The organism is Lentzea albidocapillata subsp. violacea, from assembly GCF_900100275.1.
Lineage (GTDB): Bacteria > Actinomycetota > Actinomycetes > Mycobacteriales > Pseudonocardiaceae > Lentzea > Lentzea violacea.
Window position 1 is genome coordinate 87,865 of the sequence record NZ_FNET01000007.1, and the last position, 18,185, is coordinate 106,049.

Consider the following 18,185-nt stretch of genomic DNA (forward strand, 5'->3'; position numbering starts at 1 on the left):
TCATTGTTCACATGATCCGAGCAGATGAATGGGCCGGGGCGCCCTCCAAGCTGTGACCTGCTAGTTCACTTTCTTCTATTTCGGCGAGCATTTGTGCATCAATGCTCGTTCCAGGCGTGTTCGTCCAGTGGTCAGGACGTCGGATTCTCACTCCGGAAACACGGGTTCGATCCCCGTACGCGCTACGTGGCCCGGTCTGTGTGGGGTGGACCGGGCCCTCCCGCCGGAGAGTCCATGTCAGACGGACCCAAAGAATCTTCGAAAACTTCGCCCGAATGGTCTAGGCGCCAGTTACGCTCTGCGAATGGCTGCGGTCCCCGCCTTCGCACGCTACGAGGTCGACGTACGTCGGCCGAACGCCGCGCGTATCCATGACTTCTACCTCGGCGGCGCGCACAACTACGCCGCCGACCGCGCGTTCGCCAAGCAGGCGGTCCGGATCGACCCGGAACTGCCGCTCGTGACGCGGGCTCAGCGAACCTTCCTGCGCCACGCCGTCCGCCACTGCTGGGCGGCGGGCGTGCGCCAGTTCCTCGACCTCGGCTCGGGCATCCCGACCTGCGGCGCCACGCACCAGACACTGCCCGACGCCAGGGTCGTCTACGTGGACTCGGACCCGGTGACGGTCGCGTTCTCCCGCGGACTGCTGCGCGGCGAACCGCGGGCGTGCGCGATCGAGGCGGACCTGCGCCGTCCGGACCAGGTGCTGCGGCATCCCGGCGTGCTGTCCCACCTCGACCCGCGCGAGCCGTACGCGGTGCTGATGGTCGACGTCCTGAGGTACGTCGACGACGCCACCGGACCGGGCCGCGTCGTGCGCCGCTACCGGCACGCGCTGCCGGCCGGCGGGTTCCTCGTGGTGTCGCACCCGACACCGGTCGAGCAGCTCATGGAGGGCCTGTCGATCGAGGCGCCGGCCGTGGTGCCGGGCGCGTACGCGGGCATCGGCCGCAAGGGTCACAGCTAGCCGGAGGCGTTTGGTCACGGTGAGCCCGGGGTAGTCCGCCGAGCGACAAGACGGAGCCTGGAGGGCGTCATGACCCACCGCATCAAGATCGCCGGTCTGCAGCCGGTGCAGGTGCTGGCCGGACTGGCCGGCATCGCGTTCATCGTGTTCGGCATCGTGGGCTTCACCCGCACCGGAATGGGTGACTGGGCGGCCAACTCGTTCGTGCTCGGGTTCTCGGTGAACCCGTTGCACAACCTGGTGATGGTGGCCGTCGGCGTGCTCGGTCTGCTCACGGCTCTCGGTTCTGGCCTCGCGCGGCTGTACGGCTGGCTGCTGTTCGCCGGCTTCGGAGTGCTCTTCGTGTGGGACCTGATGATCACGGGGATCCTCGCCCAGAACCCGGCCGAGCGGTTCGGCAACCCGTTGGCGGTCAACGTCAACGACAACTGGCTGCACCTCGGCATCGCGCTGTTCGGTCTGCTGCTCGCGGTCATGCCCGCGCGCCGCAAGCTGGTCGAGGAGGAGGAGCCGGCGCTGCCGGAGCCCCGCTCGGAGGCGTTCCGCGACGAGCGGGACGGGTCGCCGCGCATCGAGCAGATGGACCCGGCGGTCAGCACCTCGGCGGTCACCGAGCCGATCCCGGCCGCGCAGCGGCGCGAGGAACCGATCACCCACGAGCAGGCGGTGGTCGATCCCAAGACGGAGCGGATGAACAAGAACAGGATCAAGCACTGACCTGGTCCTGCACAGACGCGCCGGGAGAGCCCACATGCGGCTCTCACGGCGCGTCTGTTTCGATGTCGCGATGCCTTCCGAGTTGTTGACCGACGAAGTGCTGATCACGTGGGGGACGGCGGCCGCCGCGTTCCTGGCCGTCGCGTTGCACGGGATCTGGCGGGTCACCCGCAACGTCATCACCATTGCCCACGAGGGCGGGCACGCCCTGCTGGCCGTGCTGACCGGACGGCGGCTGAGCGGGATCAAGCTGCACTCCGACACGTCCGGGCTCACCGTGTCGCGCGGCAAGCCCCGCGGGCCGGGCATGGTGCTGACCGCGCTGGCCGGGTACGTCGCGCCGTCCCTGCTCGGGTTCGGCGCGGCCGTGCTGATCACCACCGAGCAGATCCAGCTGATGCTGTGGATCAGCATCGGGTTCCTCGCCGCGATGCTCATCATGATCCGCAACGTGTTCGGCGTGCTGTCCATCATCGTCACGGGCGGGGTGTTCTTCTTCGTCTCCTTCTACGCCTCCGTCGAGGTCCGGGACGCGGCCGCGTACGTGTTCGCCTGGTTCCTGTTGCTGGGCGGGGTCCGGCCCGTGTGGGAGCTGCAGGTCAAGCGGTGGCGGCGGCAGGCCCCCCGGTCGGACGCCGACCAGCTCGCGTGGCTGACCGGGGTGCCGGCGCTGGGCTGGGTGACGTTCTTCGGGGCGATCAGCGTCGCCGCGCTCGTCGGTGGCGGGGCGTTGTTGCTCGGGCGGTGGTGAACTCGCTTTGCCGCGGGTGAAATACTCGGGTGAACAAGCCAGCGGTCGAGAGGTGGGTTCAGTGCTGCGTGGGGATGTCGGGCTCGAACTGGGCCAGCGGGTCGCGCGGGCGTTGCGCGTCGCCCTGGACGTGGACATCACCGCCGCGGAAGCGCTGATCCGACCGTCCAACCGAGACGGTGCCGACTACCAGTGCAACGTCGCGATGAGCCTCGCGAAGAAGCTCGGCAGGAACCCGCGCGAGGTCGCCGCCCTCATCGTGGAGCACCTGGACGCCGGGGACGCGATCGAGACGCCGGAGATCGCCGGCCCCGGCTTCATCAACCTGAGGCTGCGCCGCGAGTGGCTGGAGGCCGAGGCCGCGAAGCTGCTTTCCGACGACCGGCTCGGGGTGCCCGAGACCGAGGAGCCCCGGCGGATCGCGATCGACTACAGCAGCCCCAACGTGGCCAAGGAGATGCACGTCGGGCACCTGCGGTCGACGATCATCGGCGACGCGTTCTGCCGGCTGCTGACCTTCGCCGGGCACGAGGTCATCCCGCACAACCACCTCGGCGACTGGGGCACCCCGTTCGGCATGCTCATCGAGCACCTGACGGACGAGGGCCACGGCGCCGACCACGAGATCAGCGACCTCAACGCGTTCTACCAGCAGGCGCGCCAGAAGTTCGACAACGAGCCGGGTTTCGCCGACCGCGCACGGCGCCGGGTGGTGCTGCTGCAGGGCGGCGACGAGGCGACGCTGGCGCTGTGGCACGAGCTGGTGGGCGAGTCGCAGCGGCACTTCAACCAGGTCTACGAACTGCTCGGCATCGGCCTGACGGCCGGCGACAACTACGGCGAGAGCTTCTACAACCCGTACCTCGCGGACACCATCACCGAGTTGCAGCAGAAGGGTCTCATCGAGACCAGCGACGGCGCGCTGTGCGTGTTCCCGCCGGGGTTCAGCAACCGCGAGGGCGACCGGCTGCCGCTGATCGTGCGCAAGAGCGACGGCGGCTACGGCTACGCCACCACCGACTTCGCGACCGTGCGGTACTGGGTGCGGGAGCGCAAGGTCGACGACCTGATCTACGTCGTCGGCACGCCGCAGGCCCAGCACTTCCAGATGATCTTCGCCACCTCGAAGCAGGCAGGGTGGCTCGACGACGCGCACACCGCCGTGCACACCGGGTTCGGCACGATCCTCGGGTCCGACGGCAAGACGATCCGGACGCGGGCCGGCGGCACGATCAAGCTGATCGACCTCCTCACCGAGGCCGTAGAGAACTCCTACCAGGTGATGCCGGAATCCTCCGAAGTGGAGGGTGCGGAGAAGGACGCGCTCGCCCGCACCCTCGGACTCGGCGCGGTGAAGTACGCGGACCTCTCCAACGACCGGGAGAAGGACTACGTCTTCACCTGGGAGAAGATGCTCGCCAAGACCGGCGACACGTCGGTGTACATCCAGTACGCGAACGCGCGCATCCTGTCGATCGGCCGCAAGGTCGGGCGTGAGGCGCCCCACGACGCGCCGCTGGTGCTGCGGGAGCAGGCCGAGCGGGAACTGGCGTTGAAGCTGCTGCAGCTGCCCACGGCCATCCAGGCGGCCATCGACGAGCTGGCGCCGCACAAGCTCACGACCTACCTGTTCGAGACGGCGACGGCGTTCTCCGCCTTCTACAACGACTGCCCGGTGGCGACGGCGGAGACCCAGGAGTTGCAGGACTCGCGTCTGCACCTGCTCACGCTGACGTCACGGGTGCTCACGCTGGGCCTGTCCCTGCTGGGGATTGGCGCACCCGAACGGCTGTAGCAGGTTTATCCCTGGTCAGGCCACGGGTACGCAGTGATCGCAACTCTTTCCCCTAGTCCCCAGGGAGTCGCGATGACCTGCACCACCCGTCTGCCCAAGCCGGTCACCGAGGTCTGGGACTGGCAGATGGACGGCCTGTGCCGCGGTGAGAACAGTGCGGTCTTCTTCCACCCCGACAACGAACGCGGCTACGCGCGAGCGGCCCGTGAGGACAAGGCGAAGGCGATCTGCGGGCACTGCCCGGTGCTCGAACGATGCCGTGCCCACGCGCTCGAGGCCCAGGAGCCGTACGGCGTGTGGGGTGGCATGGGGGAGGACGAACGGCGCCAGATCGTCAACGCGGCCCGGCGCCGTGTTCGTGCCTACTCCTCCAGCACGTCCCGCAGCTGACGCAACGTCTTCGCGAGCAGGCGCGAGACGTGCATCTGGGAGATGCCGACCTTCTGTGCGATCTGGGTCTGGGTCATGTTGCCGAAGAAGCGCATGACCACGATCTTGCGTTCGCGTTCCGGCAACTTCTCCAGCAACGGGTGCAGTGCCTCGCGTTGCTCGATCATCGCGATCTCGGGGTCCTCCTCGCCGATGGTCGAGCCCAGCGAGATCGACGAGTCCTCCGACATCAGCATGTCGTCCAGGGACGCGCTCTGGTAAGCGTTTCCGGCCGCGAGTCCTTCGTGGATCTCCTCGCGCGACAGGCCGAGGTGCTCGGCCAGTTCCGACGGCGTCGGGGCGCGACCGAGTGACTGGGCCAGCCGCGAGGTACCCGCGTTGATCGCCAGGTGCAGCTCCTTGAGCCGCCTCGGCATCCGCACCGACCAGCTGGAGTCACGGAAGTACTTCCGGACCTCACCCATGATCGTCGGCACCGCGAACGACAGGAAGTCGCTGCCGCGTTCGGGATCGAACCGGTCGACCGCGTTGATCAGGCCGACCGTCGCGACCTGCACCAGGTCCTCGTGCGGCTCGCCGCGGTGGCCGAATCTGCGGGCGATGTGCTGGGCGACCGGGAGATGCTCGGTGACGAGCCTGTCCCGCAACGTCTCGCGTGCCGGGCCTTCGGGGGTTCCCGACAGCTCGGCGAACAACGGCGCCAGGTGGTCGTAATCACCCGACCGGGTCTTCTTCTTCTCCTCGGTCCTGATCGCCTCTTCCGATCCGGTCACGCATCCACCGCCCCTGCCGTGGACTTCACGAGGTTGATGTGGACCAGGAACCCTTCGGTCTCCTCCACTCGCGTCTGCACGGAGTCGACGAGCGCGGTCAGGACCCGCCAGCCGAAGCTGGCCTCGTCGGGCCCGGCGGCGGACTTCGCGGAGATCTTCGCCGCGACGTGGACGGAACCCTTGTCGTCCACCGCGAAGTGGCAGCTGAGCACGGCGTCCTGGGCCGCCAGCGTGATCAGCGTGGAACAGGTCTCGTCCACGGCGAGCTTCAGGTCCTCGATCGAGTCGAGGTCGAAGTCCTGCCGCATCGCGATGTCCGCGGCGACCGCACGCACGATGGACAGCTGAGTGGGATCCGCCGCCATCCGGAGCTCGACGCCTGACAGTTGAGTCACAGCCACCTCGTAGTCCGTTCTGCTGAGGGACGGCATGTCGTTGCCGTACCCGAATCGATCTCATTTCACACGTGTACTGACTGGGCGCTCAGGGAAGTCACCTGCTGAAGGCAATCGACCGGAGGAGCGCTGTGCTTGTGCACGAAGATTCTCTGGCCCTCCGCTTCCCGGCGGACGCGCGCGAGGTGGCGCCGGTGCGGCACCAGCTTCGCGAATGGCTGCACGGTGCCGGTTTCGGCGAGGACGAAGCGAGCGATCTGGTCCTCGCGGTCAGCGAGGCGGTCAACAACTCGGTGGAACACGCCTATCCGGGGGCCGCACTCGGCACCGTGGAGGTGCGTGCCCACTGCGAACCGGACGGCTCCGTCCATGTGGACGTCACCGACCACGGCCAGTGGCGCGTGCCGCCTCCGGCACTGACCATGCGCGGACGAGGTCTCCTGCTCATGCGGGAGAGCGTGGACGACGTCGAGATCCACCGCAGGGCGAGCGGCACGACCGTGCGCCTGCGGCGAGCCCGTTCGCCCATGCTGCCCATGGCCAGAACGGCGCCCGAATGCGACGTCCAGATCCACGAGACCTCCTCCGGCGTAGTAGCGGTCGTGCGCGGGAACGTGCCCGTCGAGGCCGGCCCGGCGCTGCGCCGCACGCTCACCACGGCGGCACGCGGGGGCACCGTGCCGCTGACCGTCGAACTCAGCGGACTCGGCGTGGAGGAGGGCGGGATCGCGCAGGCCCTCCACGACGTCGCCGAGGCGCTCACCGCGGCGGGCAACCGACTCGTCGTCCGGAGGCGTTAGGCCAGCGCGGAGTCGACGGAGTCGTGCAGGCTGAAGACCTCGCCTAGCCCGGTCGCCTCCAACGGACGCGTCACGGCCCGTGCCTTCGCCACGACCTTGAGCGAGGCGTTCTCCTGCTGTGCCAGCTTCGCGGCCTCGACGAGGACGGCGAGTCCGGCGGAACCGAGGAACGTCACACTGCCCATGTCCACGACGAAGACGCCACCGTCGCCGAGACCGTTGATCAGGGCTTCGCGCAACGCGGGCGCGGACACCATGTCGACCTCGCCGGACACGGCGAGCACGGTGACTCCGGGCGCCGGCTGCCGCACCTTCAGCTCGATCTGCTCCGCACGCGGATCCTGCACAGTCACCGAAGCACTTCCTCTCGAATACAGGAAGCCGCCACGCAGCGGCCCCGATTGCGGCTGGTGGCTCAACCGCTGCGGACACCACCGTACGGGAGCGGCCGCCCCACCGGACAGGTCGTGGGGTCCATACCCGGACAAGGGGCGGTTCAAACGCGCGGTGCGTCCCGGCCGATCGTGGATCGGCGTTGTGCGGTCATCGGCGTACGACGAACGGTTGCGCAGGCAAGGACCCGCTCATCCGTCGCGCTTCGGGCCCGAACAGCTCGGCGCGCCGTTCGGCCCAGTTAACGCTAAGGACCCAAACAGGACACGTGTTCTGAACCACAGTCGGACAGAATTCGTTCTCAGGGATAACGCCGGAGCCCCGGCACGCGACATCCCTGATGTCACGGAGGGACAGAAATGAGAACCGCCATGGAAACCCAGCCGCAGCAGGACGCAGAGTCCGACTCCGCGCTGCCGACCACGCCGTGCAGCGTGGTGTGGAGCCGGGGTCACGCCTATGTGCTCGAGGGTTTCCGCGCTCGCTGGGTGGGTCGCGACGACCGGGGCCGCCCGCACGCCATCACCGGCGCCGAGATGCAACGCCGCGGCTGGACGCTCACCCACACAGCCTGAGCCGCACCCCCGCAAGATCCGCATCCCCGCGACCAGTCGCACAGCGAGCCGTGACGCCATCCGGCAGCCCTTGCGCGGTCACTCGTTTAGAGTGCGGGTGTGCGTGATCCGGCTGATCGCCTGCTGACGATTCCGAACCTGCTCAGCGTGCTGCGGCTGGCCGGTGTTCCGCTGTTCCTTTACCTGTTGCTCGGACCCCGCGAAGACGGCTGGGCGCTGCTCATCCTCGTTTTCGCGGGCTTCTCCGACTGGCTGGACGGCAAGCTCGCGCGCTGGCTCAACCAGATGAGCAACCTCGGCGCCCTGCTCGATCCCGCCGCCGACCGCCTCTACGTGTTCTGCACGCTGCTGGCGTTCGTGATCAGGGACATCGTGCCGCTCTGGGTCGCCCTCGTGCTCGTGGGCCGCGAGGTCGTCGTCGGCATCTGCCTGCTGATCCTGCGGCAACGGGGCTGGGGCACGTTCGAGGTGACGTACCTGGGCAAGGCCGCGACCTTCAACCTGCTGTACGCCTTCCCGCTGCTGCTCCTCGCGCAGGGCGACTCGGGGTGGGCGCAGGTCGCCCAGCCGGTCGCCTACGCCTTCACCGTCTGGGGCGGAGCCCTCTACCTGTGGTCGGCGCTGCTGTACGTCTACCAGTTCTTCCTGGCCCTGCGGGTCACACCTCGCACGGTCGCGTGAAAAGATCACCCCATACAGGTTCGGCACGAGGAGCGCAGTCAGTTGATTCCCGAGGAGCTTCGCTACACCGAGGAGCACGAGTGGATCGCCAGCACAGGCGAGAACACGGTGCGCGTCGGCATCACCGACTACGCCCAGGAACAGCTCGGTGACGTCGTCTTCGTCCAGCTGCCCGAGGTCGGTCACACCGTGGCGGCGGGGGACACGTTCGGCGAGGTGGAGTCCACCAAGAGCGTGTCCGACCTCTACTCGCCGCTCGACGGCGAGGTGACCGCCATCAACGACGCGTTGGTCCAGTCGCCGGACGCGGTCAACACCGATCCGTACGGCGAGGGCTGGATGGTCGAGATCAGGCTGAACGACCCCGAGGCGCTGGAAGGCCTGCTGGACGCGGAGGCGTACAAGGCGTTGGTGGAGAAAGAGTGACGTCGATCTTTCGCCGGATCTTCGGCCGGAAGGGGAGCCGCGCTGATGGCGGTGACCCCAACGCGATAGGTTTTACCGGAAGTGACGGATCCAGCAGCAGGAGGAGAGCTCAGGTGAGCACGAACGACGGCCCAGGCGTTCCGCCGGAGCAGTCCCCGGAGCGGACCTCCGTCTTCCGGGCGGACTTCCTCCAGGAGATGGAAGGCGGCGCCGAGGCGCCCGCACAGGAGCCGGCCGTTGCCGGTGTTGACGCCCTTCCCGCCGGTTCCGCGCTGCTCGTGGTGAAGCGCGGCCCGAACGCCGGTTCCCGGTTCTTGCTGGACCGCGACACGACGAGCGCCGGGCGCCATCCCGACAGCGACATCTTCCTGGACGACGTGACGGTCTCGCGCCGCCACGCCGAGTTCCGCCGGGAGAGCGGCGAGTTCGTCGTCATCGACGTCGGCAGCCTCAACGGCACCTACGTCAACCGTGAGCCGGTCGACCAGGCCGTTCTCGCGAACGGCGACGAGGTCCAGATCGGCAAGTTCCGTCTCGTCTTCCTGACGGGTCCCGGCTCCGCGGGAGCCTGACGCGTGACGGCCGGGCGGCCACAACGCGGGGTATCGAGCATCGGGGCTGTGCTCGCGCAGCTTCGACCCGAGTTCCCCGACGTCACCATCTCCAAGATCCGCTTCCTGGAAGCGGAGGGGCTGGTCCGCCCGGCACGCACCGCCTCCGGCTACCGCCAGTTCAGCGTGGCGGACGTCGAGAGGTTGCGGTTCGTGCTGTCCGCACAACGCGACAGATACCTGCCGCTCAAGGTGATCCGCGAGCAGCTCGACGCCACCCCGGTGGACTCGGGCTCGATCTCGCGGCTCGAACTGCTGGCCCAGACCGGTTTCAGCGCGGACCAGCTGTCCCAGCTGGAACGTGACGGTCTGCTGCGCCCCGGCCCCGGTGGCCGGTTCACCACCGACGACATCACCGCGCTCCGCACGATCCGGACGATGACCGGACTCGGCGTCGAGCGCGAGCACCTGCGCGCGGTCCGCGCGGCAGCGGATCACGAGGTGGTTCTGCTCAGGTCGTTCTCGGATACCGAGACGGTCCGGGAATTGGCGGACCTCTTCACCACGTTGCACACGTTGTTGGTGCGAGCGGGCTTGCGCCAGTCCTGATCAGCCGATGGACGGTGCCTTCTTGATCACGATCTGCCCGCAACGATTGAGCACTGGGCCCGCTTGGCGGGTAGCGTCGGAGAGGTACGCCGGGGGATGCTCGGGTGTGAAACCGGGTCGTCCCCGAACGGATTAGAGGGAGGCGAGGCCCGATGAGCGAAATGCGTGTCGTCGGCGTGCGGGTGGAGCTGCCCCAGAACCAGCCGATCCTTCTTCTGCGCGAAACCGAGGGCGAGCGGTACCTGCCCATTTGGATCGGCAGCGTCGAGGCCACCGCGATCGCACTCGAGCAGCAGGGCGTCCGCCCCGCTCGTCCGCTCACCCACGACCTCCTCAAGGACGTCATCGGGGCACTGGGGCGCAACCTCGAACAGGTCCGGATCACCGACCTGCAGGAAGGCACGTTCTTCGCGGAACTCGTGTTCGACGGCGACGTGCGGGTCTCCGCGCGGCCCTCGGACTCGGTGGCGCTGGCGTTGCGGGTCGGCGTGCCGATCCACGCCGAGGAGTCCGTCCTGGCCGAGGCGGGCCTCATCATCCCGGACGAGCAGGAGGACGAGGTGGAGAAGTTCCGCGAGTTCCTCGACTCCATCTCCCCGGAGGACTTCCGAGGCGCGGACACCTGAGTTTTCAGCGTGTCGCACTCTGTTCGGTGAGGACCCGAGGGCAGTTCGTTTGGCTGTCCCTCGATTGGACTACATACGGTCGTTATGACCGCTAAACGATCACTAAACGTCACCTGAACGTGCTTGTTCGGGTGACGGTATAACTCTCTACCTCAGGTTGAGGGTCGCCTCTCTCCGCGCGTCGCGTTGACCTGCCATCGGACCGGTCCTACCGTCGAACTCGAGTGGACGTCGCTGCTTCGCGGAAGTGGACGTGGCGGCTTGACGGTCATGAGTTTCGTGGCCGTTCCGAGGGGAGGCAGGCGTGGTCGAGGAAGCGCCCTTGAGGGCCGAATCCGGGCTGCAGGGTGAACTGTTCCCGGACTCCTCGCTGCCGGACGAGCTCGTCGGTTACCGAGGACCCGCGGCGTGTCAGATCGCGGGCATCACGTACCGGCAGCTCGACTACTGGGCAAGGACCGGGCTGGTCGCGCCGACGATAAGGATGGCGCACGGCTCCGGCAGCCAGCGGTTGTACTCCTTCAAGGACATCCTGGTGCTCAAGGTCGTGAAGCGGCTGCTGGACACCGGTGTCTCGTTGCAGAACATCAGGGTCGCGGTGGACCACCTGCGCCGTCGCGGCGTGCAGGACCTGGCGAGGATCACGCTCTTCTCCGACGGCACCACCGTCTACGAGTGCACCTCGCCGGAAGAGGTCGTCGACCTGCTGCAGGGCGGCCAGGGCGTGTTCGGCATCGCGGTCAGCGGTGCGATGCGCGAGATCTCCGGCACGATCCACGAGTTCCCGGCCGAACGCGCGGACGGCGTCGAGATCGCCCCGATGACCGAGGACGAGCTGACCCGCCGGCGTCGCGAGCGGGCGACCGGCTGACCGGCCCAGCTGATCGGCCCAGCTGATCGGCACTGTGATCGTGGCCGACTGGCGCTGGTGAGTGGCCGGTCGGCAGCAGCGCCCGGATCTTGTTCTTCCGTAGCGTTTCCGGCATGACGATCACCCCTTCCTACCAGGTCGTGAAGGTGCTGGCCGCGGCGACGAAGCGCGCGTTCCGGCTGGAGTTCGGCTTCCTCGGCACCGAGAACCTGCTGATCTCGCTGATCGACACCATCGGACCCGGCCGCAAGCTCGGCGTGAAGTCACTGCGGGCCCAGGCGATGGCGCGGGGGCCGGAGCTCTGGGCCGACGAGGACGGTGGCGTCGTTGCCGAGGCTCACCCGGACGTCACGGCGTTGATGAACGCCGCCTGCGACCAGAGTCTCATCGGGACTGTGCTGCCCGTCAGCCGTGCGCTGGAGGAGTGTCTGCTCGCGGCGGTCGCCCAGGCCGGCGACGGCGTGCTGACCACGACCCACCTCTCGCTCGCGTTGCTGGAGCAGGGTTCGGGACGTGCCGCCGACCTGTTCGTACTGCGCGGAGTCGACGTCGAGGCGACGGCCGCCGCCGTGCGAGCCGATGCCGCGCGGCCGCACGCGGAGGTCGAGGAAGCGCCCGCCGTGCGGTTGCTGCGCAAAGCGGGTGCGTTGGAGGGGGACTCGGGCGGCGGGTATGTGCGCTGGCTCGTCCGCTGGGTCGCGCGCGGCCAGGGTCTGGGCGGGCCGGTGCTGACCGTCGTGCGCAACGAGGCCGGACGGCTGGCCGTGGCCGCGAGGCGAGAAGTGTCGTCTCGCGATCTGGTGGAGGCGGTGGTGACGGTCGACCGCCAGTTGAAGGTGGCTGGCAGGAAGCTGAAGCCGGAGTTCGAGTCGGGCGGGGCGGAGGCGTTGCGGGAGGCAGGGATCGACCTGGCCGCGTTGCCCGTCAGCGGCGGCAAGGTGGAGCGTGCGATGGAACGGGCGAAGCTCGTCGCCGCCCGGCGCGGGGACGCCGTCGTGGGCACCACGCACCTGCTCGCCGCGTTGCGCGACGACCCCGCGGACCCGGTCGCCGGGGCGCTCGCCGGTCTCGGCACTGAGATGTAGGTCGCGTCCCTAGCGACTACCTGGGCTGCCTGCGGGTATTCTTTTCGGGTAGTCGCTGAACTCAGGCGGGAGAGCCCGGGCTTCGAGCCCGGCGCCGAAGGAGCAAGTCCCTCCCCGGGAACCTCTCAGGCATCCAGGACCGCCAGAGCGAGACGCCTCTGGAAAGTGGAGTCCCCGCAGGGGAATCCCGCCGACGGTGAAAGCCCATCCTCGTGGTGGGTGAACCTCTCAGGCGCCCTTCGGGGTACGGACAGAGCGGGGAGGGCACAGGACACGTGTGCCCTCAGCCACCCCCGGAGGCGTTTGATGACGCAGGACCGCATTCCGCTCGCCGCTCTCGAGCACGGCACCCCGTTCGCCGACCGCCACGTCGGTCCGCGCCCCGCCGAACTCGCGCGCATCCTCGACGTGATCGGCGTCGGGTCGCTCGAGGAGCTGGCACAGCACGCGGTGCCTTCGTCCATCCACGAGCGCGACCTCGTGCTGGACCTGCCCGCCCCGGCCACCGAGACCGAAGCGCTCGCGGAACTGCGTGAGCTCGCCTCGCAGAACCGCCTGATGACGCAGATGATCGGCCTCGGCTACTACGACACCGTGACGCCGGGCGTGATCCTGCGCAACGTGCTCGAGTCGCCCGCCTGGTACACCGCCTACACGCCGTACCAGCCGGAGATCTCGCAGGGCCGCCTCGAAGCGCTGCTGAACTTCCAGACCATGGTCGGCGACCTGACGGGCCTGCCGACCGCGAACGCGTCCATGCTGGACGAGTCGACCGCCGCCGCCGAGGCGATGACGCTGGTGCGCCGCGCCGGCAAGTCCAAGTCGAACAAGTTCGTCATCGACGCCGACACGCTGCCGCAGACGCTGGCCGTCATCGAGACGCGCGCCGAGCCGCTGGGCATCGAGATCGTCGTCGCGGACCTGTCGCAGGGCATCGAGGGACTCGGCCTCGGCGGCGACTTCTACGGCGTGCTGCTGTCGTACCCCGGCGCGTCCGGTGTGGTGCGCGACCAGGCCGCGTTGATCGAGGAGATCCACGCCGCCGGCGCCCAGGCCGTCGTCGTCGCCGACCTGCTGTCGCTGACGCTGCTGCGCGCGCCCGGTGAGATCGGCGCGGACGTCGTCATCGGCACCACGCAGCGCTTCGGCGTGCCGATCGGCTTCGGTGGCCCGCACGCGGGTTACATGGCCGTCCGGTCCGGTCTGGAGCGTCAGCTGCCCGGCCGTCTCGTCGGTGTCTCCGTCGACGCCGACGGCTCGCTGGCCTACCGCCTGGCCCTGCAGACGCGCGAGCAGCACATCCGCCGCGAGAAGGCCACGTCGAACATCTGCACCGCGCAGGTGCTGCTGGCCGTGATCGCGTCCATGTACGCCGTCTACCACGGTCCCGAGGGTTTGCGCGCCATCGCGACCCGTGTGCACCGCCTGGCCACCGTGCTCGCCACGGGCCTGTGCGAGGCCGGGCTCGACGTCGTGCACGGCGAGTTCTTCGACACCGTCCAGGTGCGCGTCGAGGGCCAGGCCGCCGCCGTCGTCGAGAAGGCGCGTGAGGCCGGCATCAACCTCCGCAAGGTCGACGACGACGTCGTGGCAATCGCTTGCGACGAGAAGACGACGCGCGCGCACATCCTCGCGGTGTGGGAAGCCTTCGGTGTCAAGGGGTCCGATGTGGACGCCATCGACGCCGACACCGCCGACGGCATCCCGGCCGACCTGCGCCGCACCTCGGACTACCTGACCCACCCGGTCTTCCACGCGCACCGCTCCGAGACCGCGCTGCTGCGCTACCTGCGCGCGTTGTCCGACAAGGACGTCGCCCTGGACCGCAGCATGATCCCGCTCGGCTCCTGCACGATGAAGCTGAACGCCACCGCGGAGATGGAGTCCATCACGTGGCCGGAGTTCTCGACGCTGCACCCGTTCGCGCCCGTCGAGGACGCTGCCGGTCTGCTGCGCATCGTCTCCGACCTGGAGGCCTGGCTCGCCGAGGTCACCGGCTACGACGCGGTGTCGCTGCAGCCCAACGCCGGTTCGCAGGGTGAGTTCGCCGGCCTGCTGGCGATCCGCGCCTACCACCGCGCGAACGGTAACGCCGCCCGCGACGTCTGCCTGATCCCGTCCTCCGCCCACGGCACCAACGCCGCGTCCGCCGTCATGGCCGGCATGCGCGTCGTCGTCGTGAAGTGCGACGACAAGGGCAACATCGACATGGGCCACCTGCGCTCCACGGTCGCCGAGCACGCCGACGACCTCGCCGCGATCATGATCACCTACCCGTCGACCCACGGCGTGTACGAGGACACCGTCCGTGAGGTCTGCGGCCTGGTCCACGACGCGGGCGGCCAGGTGTACGTCGACGGCGCGAACCTCAACGCTCTCATCGGGTTGGCGCGGTACGGCAAGTTCGGCTCGGACGTCTCGCACCTGAATCTGCACAAGACGTTCTGCATCCCGCACGGCGGCGGCGGCCCCGGCGTCGGCCCGATCGGGGTGAAGTCCCACCTCGCCCCGTTCCTGCCGAATCACCCGTTGCAGCCGACGGCGGGCCCGGCCACCGGTGTCGGCCCGATCTCGGGCGCCCCGTGGGGTTCCGCGTCGATCCTGCCGATCTCCTGGGCGTACGTGCGCATGATGGGCGGCGACGGCCTGCGCCGCGCGACCCTGACCGCCGTGGCCGCCGCGAACTACGTGGCCCGCCGCCTCGACGAGCACTACCCGGTCCTCTACACGGGTGAGGGCGGCTTCGTCGCCCACGAGTGCATCCTCGACCTGCGGCCGTTGACGAAGGCCACCGGCGTGACGGTGGACGACGTGGCCAAGCGCCTCGCCGACTACGGCCTGCACGCCCCGACCATGTCGTTCCCGGTCGCCGGCACCCTGATGGTCGAGCCGACCGAGTCCGAGGACCTGGCCGAGATCGACAGGTTCATCGACGCCATGATCGCCATCAAGCGCGAGATCGACCGCGTCGGCGCCGGCGACTGGCCCGTCGAGGACAACCCGCTGCGCAACGCCCCGCACACCGCGGCCTGCGTGACCGTCGGCGAGTGGAACCACCCGTACACCCGCGAGGAGGCCGTGTACCCGGCCGGTACCGGTGCTCCGAAGATCTGGCCGCCGGTCCGCCGCATCGACGGCGCGAAGGGCGACCGAAACCTGGTCTGCTCCTGCCCGCCGCTCTCGGCCTACAGCAGCTAGTGTCGTGCGCCGGAAATTCGCCTGCAAAAGCGTGCGAGTGACTCGAGGATCTCTTCGGCGGTCTTGGTCCAGAGGAACGGCCGGGGGTGGGTGTTCCAGTCGGCGATCCAGGCTCGGACATCCTTCTCCAGCGCCTGCACGCTCTTGTGGGCGCCGCGTTTGATCTTCTGTTCGGCCAGAAGCCCGAACCAGCGTTCGACCTGGTTGATCCAGGAGGAGCCGGTCGGGGTGAAGTGCATGTGGAACCGGGGATGCCTGGCCAGCCAGGCTTTGATCGCCGGGGTCTTGTGGGTGCCGTAGTTGTCGCAGACCAGGTGCACGTCCAGCTCGGCGGGCACGGTCTTGTCGATCGTGATCAGGAACTTCTTGAACTCGGCGGCGCGGTGCTGGCGGTGCAACTCGCCGATCACCGTGCCGTCGGCGACGTCGAAGGCGGCGAACAGGCTGGTGATGCCGTTGCGAACATAGTCATGGGTGCGCCGCTCGGGCATGCCCGGCATCATCGGCAACACCGGCTGGGACCGGTCCAGCGCCTGGATCTGGCTCTTCTCGTCGACACACAGCACCACCGCCCGCTCGGGCGGATTGTGGTACAGGCCAACGACATCCACGACCTTCTCCACGAACAGCGGATCAGTGGAGAGCTTGAACGTCTCGGCACGATGAGGCTTGAGCCCGAAGTCACGCCAGATCCGCCCGATGGTCGACTTACTCAACCCGGTGCGTTCGGCCATCGACGTCCGAGACCAGTGCGTGGCGTTGCGCGGGGTCTCCTCCAGCGTCGCCACGATCACTTCCTCGACCTGATCGACCGTGATCGACGGCGGCCGGCCCGGTCGTTCCTCATCGACCAGGCCGTCCAGCCGATCCCGCAGAAACCGCCTGCGCCACTTGGTCACTGTCGCCGGGTGCACCCGCAGGTCCTCGGCGATCCGCTTGCCAGGCACACCATCCGCGCAGGCAAGCACGATCCTGCACCGCTGCGCCAGCACCTGCGACGACTTCGCCCGCCGCGCCCACCGCCGCAGCGTTTCCCGTTCCTGCTCGGTCAACGTCACCTCAGCAGGAGGACGTCCAATCCGCGCCATCAACCCACCATAGACTTAGCCAGCGGATTTCAGGCGCAGGACACTAGTGGCGCGACCCGGAACGTTGGCGAGGTAATCCACGCTCAGCAGGCCGCCTCGCGGCGCCGCCCCCACGCCCCCGTACATCCAGTACGAGGACGTGGGGGCGACACCACGATGCACCCGTCTGAACGCGAATTTCCCCGGCAACCTTCCGGGCCACACCACTAGGCCCGTAGTGGAGCTGGGGCGCACTCGGGGGTGCGCCCCATTTTCATGTCCCGACGGGGCAGGCGTCGTCGCCGCAGTTCTCGTCGACGCTCAGACCCGGCTTGTTCAGGTCGTGCTCGAACGCGAAGTGGAAGCACTCGGGGTGCATCCGCTCGAACAGCTCGAAGTCCTCCCGGTCGAGCCCGACCGTCTCACCACAACGCTGGCACGTCTGTTCCTCTGACACCGGCTGATCGTCTCACTCCTCGAACGGCTCCGGCCGGTGCCGTCCGGACAATGCCAGCGCGGCGATCCAGACGTCCGGATCGCCGTCCCAGTCCAGTGCCTTGATCTGGTCGGCCGACCGCCGCCCGCCGATGGCCCGCATCAGCTCGAACGACGTCGTCCGCAACGTCCCGGCGGGCTCGCCGTGCCCGAGCACGCGGTCGCCGTGCTCCAGCGTGATCCGCAACGCCGGCACGTCATTGTCCCGCATCCGCTGGTCGAGCTGCTGCAACGGCCGCACCAGCGCCGCCCGTACCTCGACGCCGTCCCGCGCGCCCGGCACCCCCAGTGCCGCACGGAGGTCGTGCTCGTGCGCGATCACCTCCGCCACCAGGACCGGTCCCATCGGCGTGTCGAACAGCGGCCGGGCCGGTTCCAGGTTCGCGTCCCACTCGGCGAAGGCGTCGGACAGCGAGTTGTCGCGGCGGTCGCGCACCTGCCGTTCGCCCCACTCGCCTGACTCGACGCCGTCGAACCGGCGGTCCGCGAAGTCGCGCAGACCGCCGGCGAGGTGCGCCACCACGTCCTTGACCGACCAGCCGGGCGTCGCCGCCACGGGTGTCCGGGGATCAGCACCGGAGACCAGCGCGGTGATCCGTTCCTTGGCCGCGTCGTAGAGAGGGGCGTTGGTCATCGTCAGACCTCGTACTCCAGGGTGTAGGTGCCGCTGCCATCCTCCGCCCAGTCCACCGTCACCGCACCTCGCGCGTTCAGGTACCTCCCGGTGCCGTCGACGATCTCGATCACGGCCTCCACAGGGGACCGGTACGCGCCGGCGTGCCGCAGCACCAGCGTGCCCTCGTCGGTCGTGATCTCCTCGATCGCGGTCGTCCACGCCACGTCGTCGCCGTAGTACATGAGGTACCGGCAGCTCCCGATGCCACTGACGTCGCCCGCGTACCCGAACTGCACGTGCGCCTCGGTGAGCTTGCGGCCCTCGACCTCCTTGTACGACCGGCCGTCCCAGGTCTTCTCGTCCCAGCTCTTCACTTCGATGGTTCCGGTTGCCTTCATGTGGAC

22 protein-coding genes, 1 tRNA gene and 1 riboswitch are annotated in these 18,185 nt (G+C 68.6%); of the genes, 16 read left to right on the forward strand and 7 right to left on the reverse strand.

Annotation, left to right across the window (positions count from 1 at the left end):
• The first annotated feature begins 113 nt into the window (after window positions 1-113).
• From BLR21_RS17590 to BLR21_RS17615, 6 genes are all read left to right on the forward strand, one after another.
• Window positions 114-185, forward strand: a tRNA-Glu gene (locus BLR21_RS17590).
• 119 nt (window positions 186-304) lie between these two features.
• Window positions 305-967 carry an SAM-dependent methyltransferase gene (locus tag BLR21_RS17595; protein ID WP_090006910.1) on the forward strand — a complete coding sequence of 221 codons (663 nt, stop codon included), beginning with the start codon at window positions 305-307 and terminating at the stop codon, window positions 965-967.
• Between the two features lie 69 nt (window positions 968-1,036).
• Complete coding sequence (locus tag BLR21_RS17600; protein ID WP_090006911.1) at window positions 1,037-1,684, forward strand: DUF4383 domain-containing protein; 648 nt, start codon at window positions 1,037-1,039, stop codon at window positions 1,682-1,684.
• A gap of 70 nt (window positions 1,685-1,754) precedes the next feature.
• On the forward strand, window positions 1,755-2,435 hold the full coding sequence (locus BLR21_RS17605) for a M50 family metallopeptidase (RefSeq protein ID WP_218130900.1): 681 nt from the start codon (window positions 1,755-1,757) through the stop codon (window positions 2,433-2,435).
• Between the two features lie 61 nt (window positions 2,436-2,496).
• Window positions 2,497-4,230: an arginine--tRNA ligase gene (argS, locus tag BLR21_RS17610; protein ID WP_090007124.1), complete on the forward strand. Its 1,734-nt coding sequence runs from the start codon at window positions 2,497-2,499 to the stop codon at window positions 4,228-4,230.
• Window positions 4,231-4,302: 72 nt separating this feature from the next.
• Window positions 4,303-4,620: a WhiB family transcriptional regulator gene (locus BLR21_RS17615; RefSeq protein WP_090006913.1), complete on the forward strand. Its 318-nt coding sequence runs from the start codon at window positions 4,303-4,305 to the stop codon at window positions 4,618-4,620.
• Here BLR21_RS17615 and BLR21_RS17620 read toward each other — a convergent pair.
• Entirely contained in the window at window positions 4,593-5,393 is an 801-nt protein-coding gene (locus BLR21_RS17620) for a SigB/SigF/SigG family RNA polymerase sigma factor (protein ID WP_090006914.1), read from the reverse strand. The genes BLR21_RS17615 and BLR21_RS17620 overlap by 28 nt on opposite strands.
• Window positions 5,390-5,788, reverse strand: a complete 399-nt coding sequence (locus BLR21_RS17625; RefSeq protein WP_256334749.1) for an ATP-binding protein — start codon at window positions 5,786-5,788, stop codon at window positions 5,390-5,392. Before BLR21_RS17625 ends, BLR21_RS17620 begins: the two co-directional genes overlap by 4 nt.
• Window positions 5,789-5,925: 137 nt before the next feature.
• Here BLR21_RS17625 and BLR21_RS17630 point away from each other — a divergent pair, with 137 nt between their 5' ends.
• Window positions 5,926-6,588, forward strand: a complete 663-nt coding sequence (locus BLR21_RS17630) for an ATP-binding protein (protein WP_143027749.1) — start codon at window positions 5,926-5,928, stop codon at window positions 6,586-6,588.
• Here BLR21_RS17630 and BLR21_RS17635 read toward each other — a convergent pair.
• Window positions 6,585-6,941, reverse strand: a complete 357-nt coding sequence (locus tag BLR21_RS17635) for an STAS domain-containing protein (RefSeq protein ID WP_143027750.1) — start codon at window positions 6,939-6,941, stop codon at window positions 6,585-6,587. The genes BLR21_RS17630 and BLR21_RS17635 overlap by 4 nt on opposite strands.
• Before the next feature lie 399 nt (window positions 6,942-7,340).
• Between BLR21_RS17635 and BLR21_RS17640 the strand changes: the two genes are divergently transcribed.
• From BLR21_RS17640 to gcvP, 9 genes are all read left to right on the forward strand, one after another.
• Window positions 7,341-7,556: a hypothetical protein gene (locus BLR21_RS17640; RefSeq protein WP_256334750.1), complete on the forward strand. Its 216-nt coding sequence runs from the start codon at window positions 7,341-7,343 to the stop codon at window positions 7,554-7,556.
• Window positions 7,557-7,655: 99 nt separating this feature from the next.
• Window positions 7,656-8,237: a cardiolipin synthase ClsA gene (gene clsA / locus BLR21_RS17645; protein ID WP_090006918.1), complete on the forward strand. Its 582-nt coding sequence runs from the start codon at window positions 7,656-7,658 to the stop codon at window positions 8,235-8,237.
• 42 nt (window positions 8,238-8,279) lie between these two features.
• A complete protein-coding gene (gene gcvH / locus BLR21_RS17650; RefSeq protein ID WP_090006919.1) occupies window positions 8,280-8,663 on the forward strand; it encodes a glycine cleavage system protein GcvH in 384 nt (127 codons plus the stop codon).
• Between the two features lie 113 nt (window positions 8,664-8,776).
• Window positions 8,777-9,235 (forward strand): glycogen accumulation regulator GarA, encoded by a 459-nt coding sequence (gene garA / locus BLR21_RS17655; protein ID WP_030476302.1) that lies wholly within the window; start codon window positions 8,777-8,779, stop codon window positions 9,233-9,235.
• Window positions 9,236-9,283: 48 nt separating this feature from the next.
• Window positions 9,284-9,823 carry a MerR family transcriptional regulator gene (locus BLR21_RS17660; protein ID WP_090006920.1) on the forward strand — a complete coding sequence of 180 codons (540 nt, stop codon included), beginning with the start codon at window positions 9,284-9,286 and terminating at the stop codon, window positions 9,821-9,823.
• Between the two features lie 152 nt (window positions 9,824-9,975).
• A complete protein-coding gene (locus tag BLR21_RS17665) occupies window positions 9,976-10,449 on the forward strand; it encodes a bifunctional nuclease family protein (protein WP_030476304.1) in 474 nt (157 codons plus the stop codon).
• Between the two features lie 304 nt (window positions 10,450-10,753).
• Complete coding sequence (locus BLR21_RS17670) at window positions 10,754-11,320, forward strand: MerR family transcriptional regulator (protein ID WP_030476305.1); 567 nt, start codon at window positions 10,754-10,756, stop codon at window positions 11,318-11,320.
• A gap of 113 nt (window positions 11,321-11,433) precedes the next feature.
• Window positions 11,434-12,405 carry a Clp protease N-terminal domain-containing protein gene (locus tag BLR21_RS17675; protein WP_090006921.1) on the forward strand — a complete coding sequence of 324 codons (972 nt, stop codon included), beginning with the start codon at window positions 11,434-11,436 and terminating at the stop codon, window positions 12,403-12,405.
• A gap of 56 nt (window positions 12,406-12,461) precedes the next feature.
• Window positions 12,462-12,557, forward strand: a riboswitch (glycine riboswitch).
• Between the two features lie 154 nt (window positions 12,558-12,711).
• Window positions 12,712-15,603: an aminomethyl-transferring glycine dehydrogenase gene (gene gcvP / locus BLR21_RS17680; protein WP_090006922.1), complete on the forward strand. Its 2,892-nt coding sequence runs from the start codon at window positions 12,712-12,714 to the stop codon at window positions 15,601-15,603.
• Here gcvP and BLR21_RS17685 read toward each other — a convergent pair.
• The 4 genes from BLR21_RS17685 to BLR21_RS17700 form a co-directional block, all read right to left on the reverse strand.
• On the reverse strand, window positions 15,600-16,691 hold the full coding sequence (locus tag BLR21_RS17685; protein ID WP_143027751.1) for an IS630 family transposase: 1,092 nt from the start codon (window positions 16,689-16,691) through the stop codon (window positions 15,600-15,602). The two genes, gcvP and BLR21_RS17685, sit on opposite strands and share 4 nt — an antisense overlap.
• Before the next feature lie 253 nt (window positions 16,692-16,944).
• Window positions 16,945-17,127 carry a hypothetical protein gene (locus BLR21_RS17690; RefSeq protein WP_090006924.1) on the reverse strand — a complete coding sequence of 61 codons (183 nt, stop codon included), beginning with the start codon at window positions 17,125-17,127 and terminating at the stop codon, window positions 16,945-16,947.
• A gap of 12 nt (window positions 17,128-17,139) precedes the next feature.
• Window positions 17,140-17,799: a maleylpyruvate isomerase family mycothiol-dependent enzyme gene (locus BLR21_RS17695; RefSeq protein ID WP_090006925.1), complete on the reverse strand. Its 660-nt coding sequence runs from the start codon at window positions 17,797-17,799 to the stop codon at window positions 17,140-17,142.
• A 2-nt stretch (window positions 17,800-17,801) separates the two neighbouring features.
• Window positions 17,802-18,179 carry a DUF3224 domain-containing protein gene (locus BLR21_RS17700; protein WP_090006926.1) on the reverse strand — a complete coding sequence of 126 codons (378 nt, stop codon included), beginning with the start codon at window positions 18,177-18,179 and terminating at the stop codon, window positions 17,802-17,804.
• Window positions 18,180-18,185 lie beyond the last annotated feature (6 nt).

Coding starts and splice junctions, on each gene's coding strand:
- BLR21_RS17685 (WP_143027751.1), bottom strand. CDS start 16,691: ATGGCGCGGATTGGACGTCCTCCTGCTGAGGTGACGTTGACCGAGCAG.
- BLR21_RS17595 (WP_090006910.1), top strand. CDS start 305: ATGGCTGCGGTCCCCGCCTTCGCACGCTACGAGGTCGACGTACGTCGG.
- BLR21_RS17675 (WP_090006921.1), top strand. CDS start 11,434: ATGACGATCACCCCTTCCTACCAGGTCGTGAAGGTGCTGGCCGCGGCG.
- BLR21_RS17665 (WP_030476304.1), top strand. CDS start 9,976: ATGAGCGAAATGCGTGTCGTCGGCGTGCGGGTGGAGCTGCCCCAGAAC.
- gcvP (WP_090006922.1), top strand. CDS start 12,712: ATGACGCAGGACCGCATTCCGCTCGCCGCTCTCGAGCACGGCACCCCG.
- BLR21_RS17640 (WP_256334750.1), top strand. CDS start 7,341: ATGAGAACCGCCATGGAAACCCAGCCGCAGCAGGACGCAGAGTCCGAC.
- BLR21_RS17695 (WP_090006925.1), bottom strand. CDS start 17,799: ATGACCAACGCCCCTCTCTACGACGCGGCCAAGGAACGGATCACCGCG.
- BLR21_RS17700 (WP_090006926.1), bottom strand. CDS start 18,179: ATGAAGGCAACCGGAACCATCGAAGTGAAGAGCTGGGACGAGAAGACC.
- BLR21_RS17615 (WP_090006913.1), top strand. CDS start 4,303: ATGACCTGCACCACCCGTCTGCCCAAGCCGGTCACCGAGGTCTGGGAC.
- BLR21_RS17600 (WP_090006911.1), top strand. CDS start 1,037: ATGACCCACCGCATCAAGATCGCCGGTCTGCAGCCGGTGCAGGTGCTG.
- BLR21_RS17605 (WP_218130900.1), top strand. CDS start 1,755: ATGCCTTCCGAGTTGTTGACCGACGAAGTGCTGATCACGTGGGGGACG.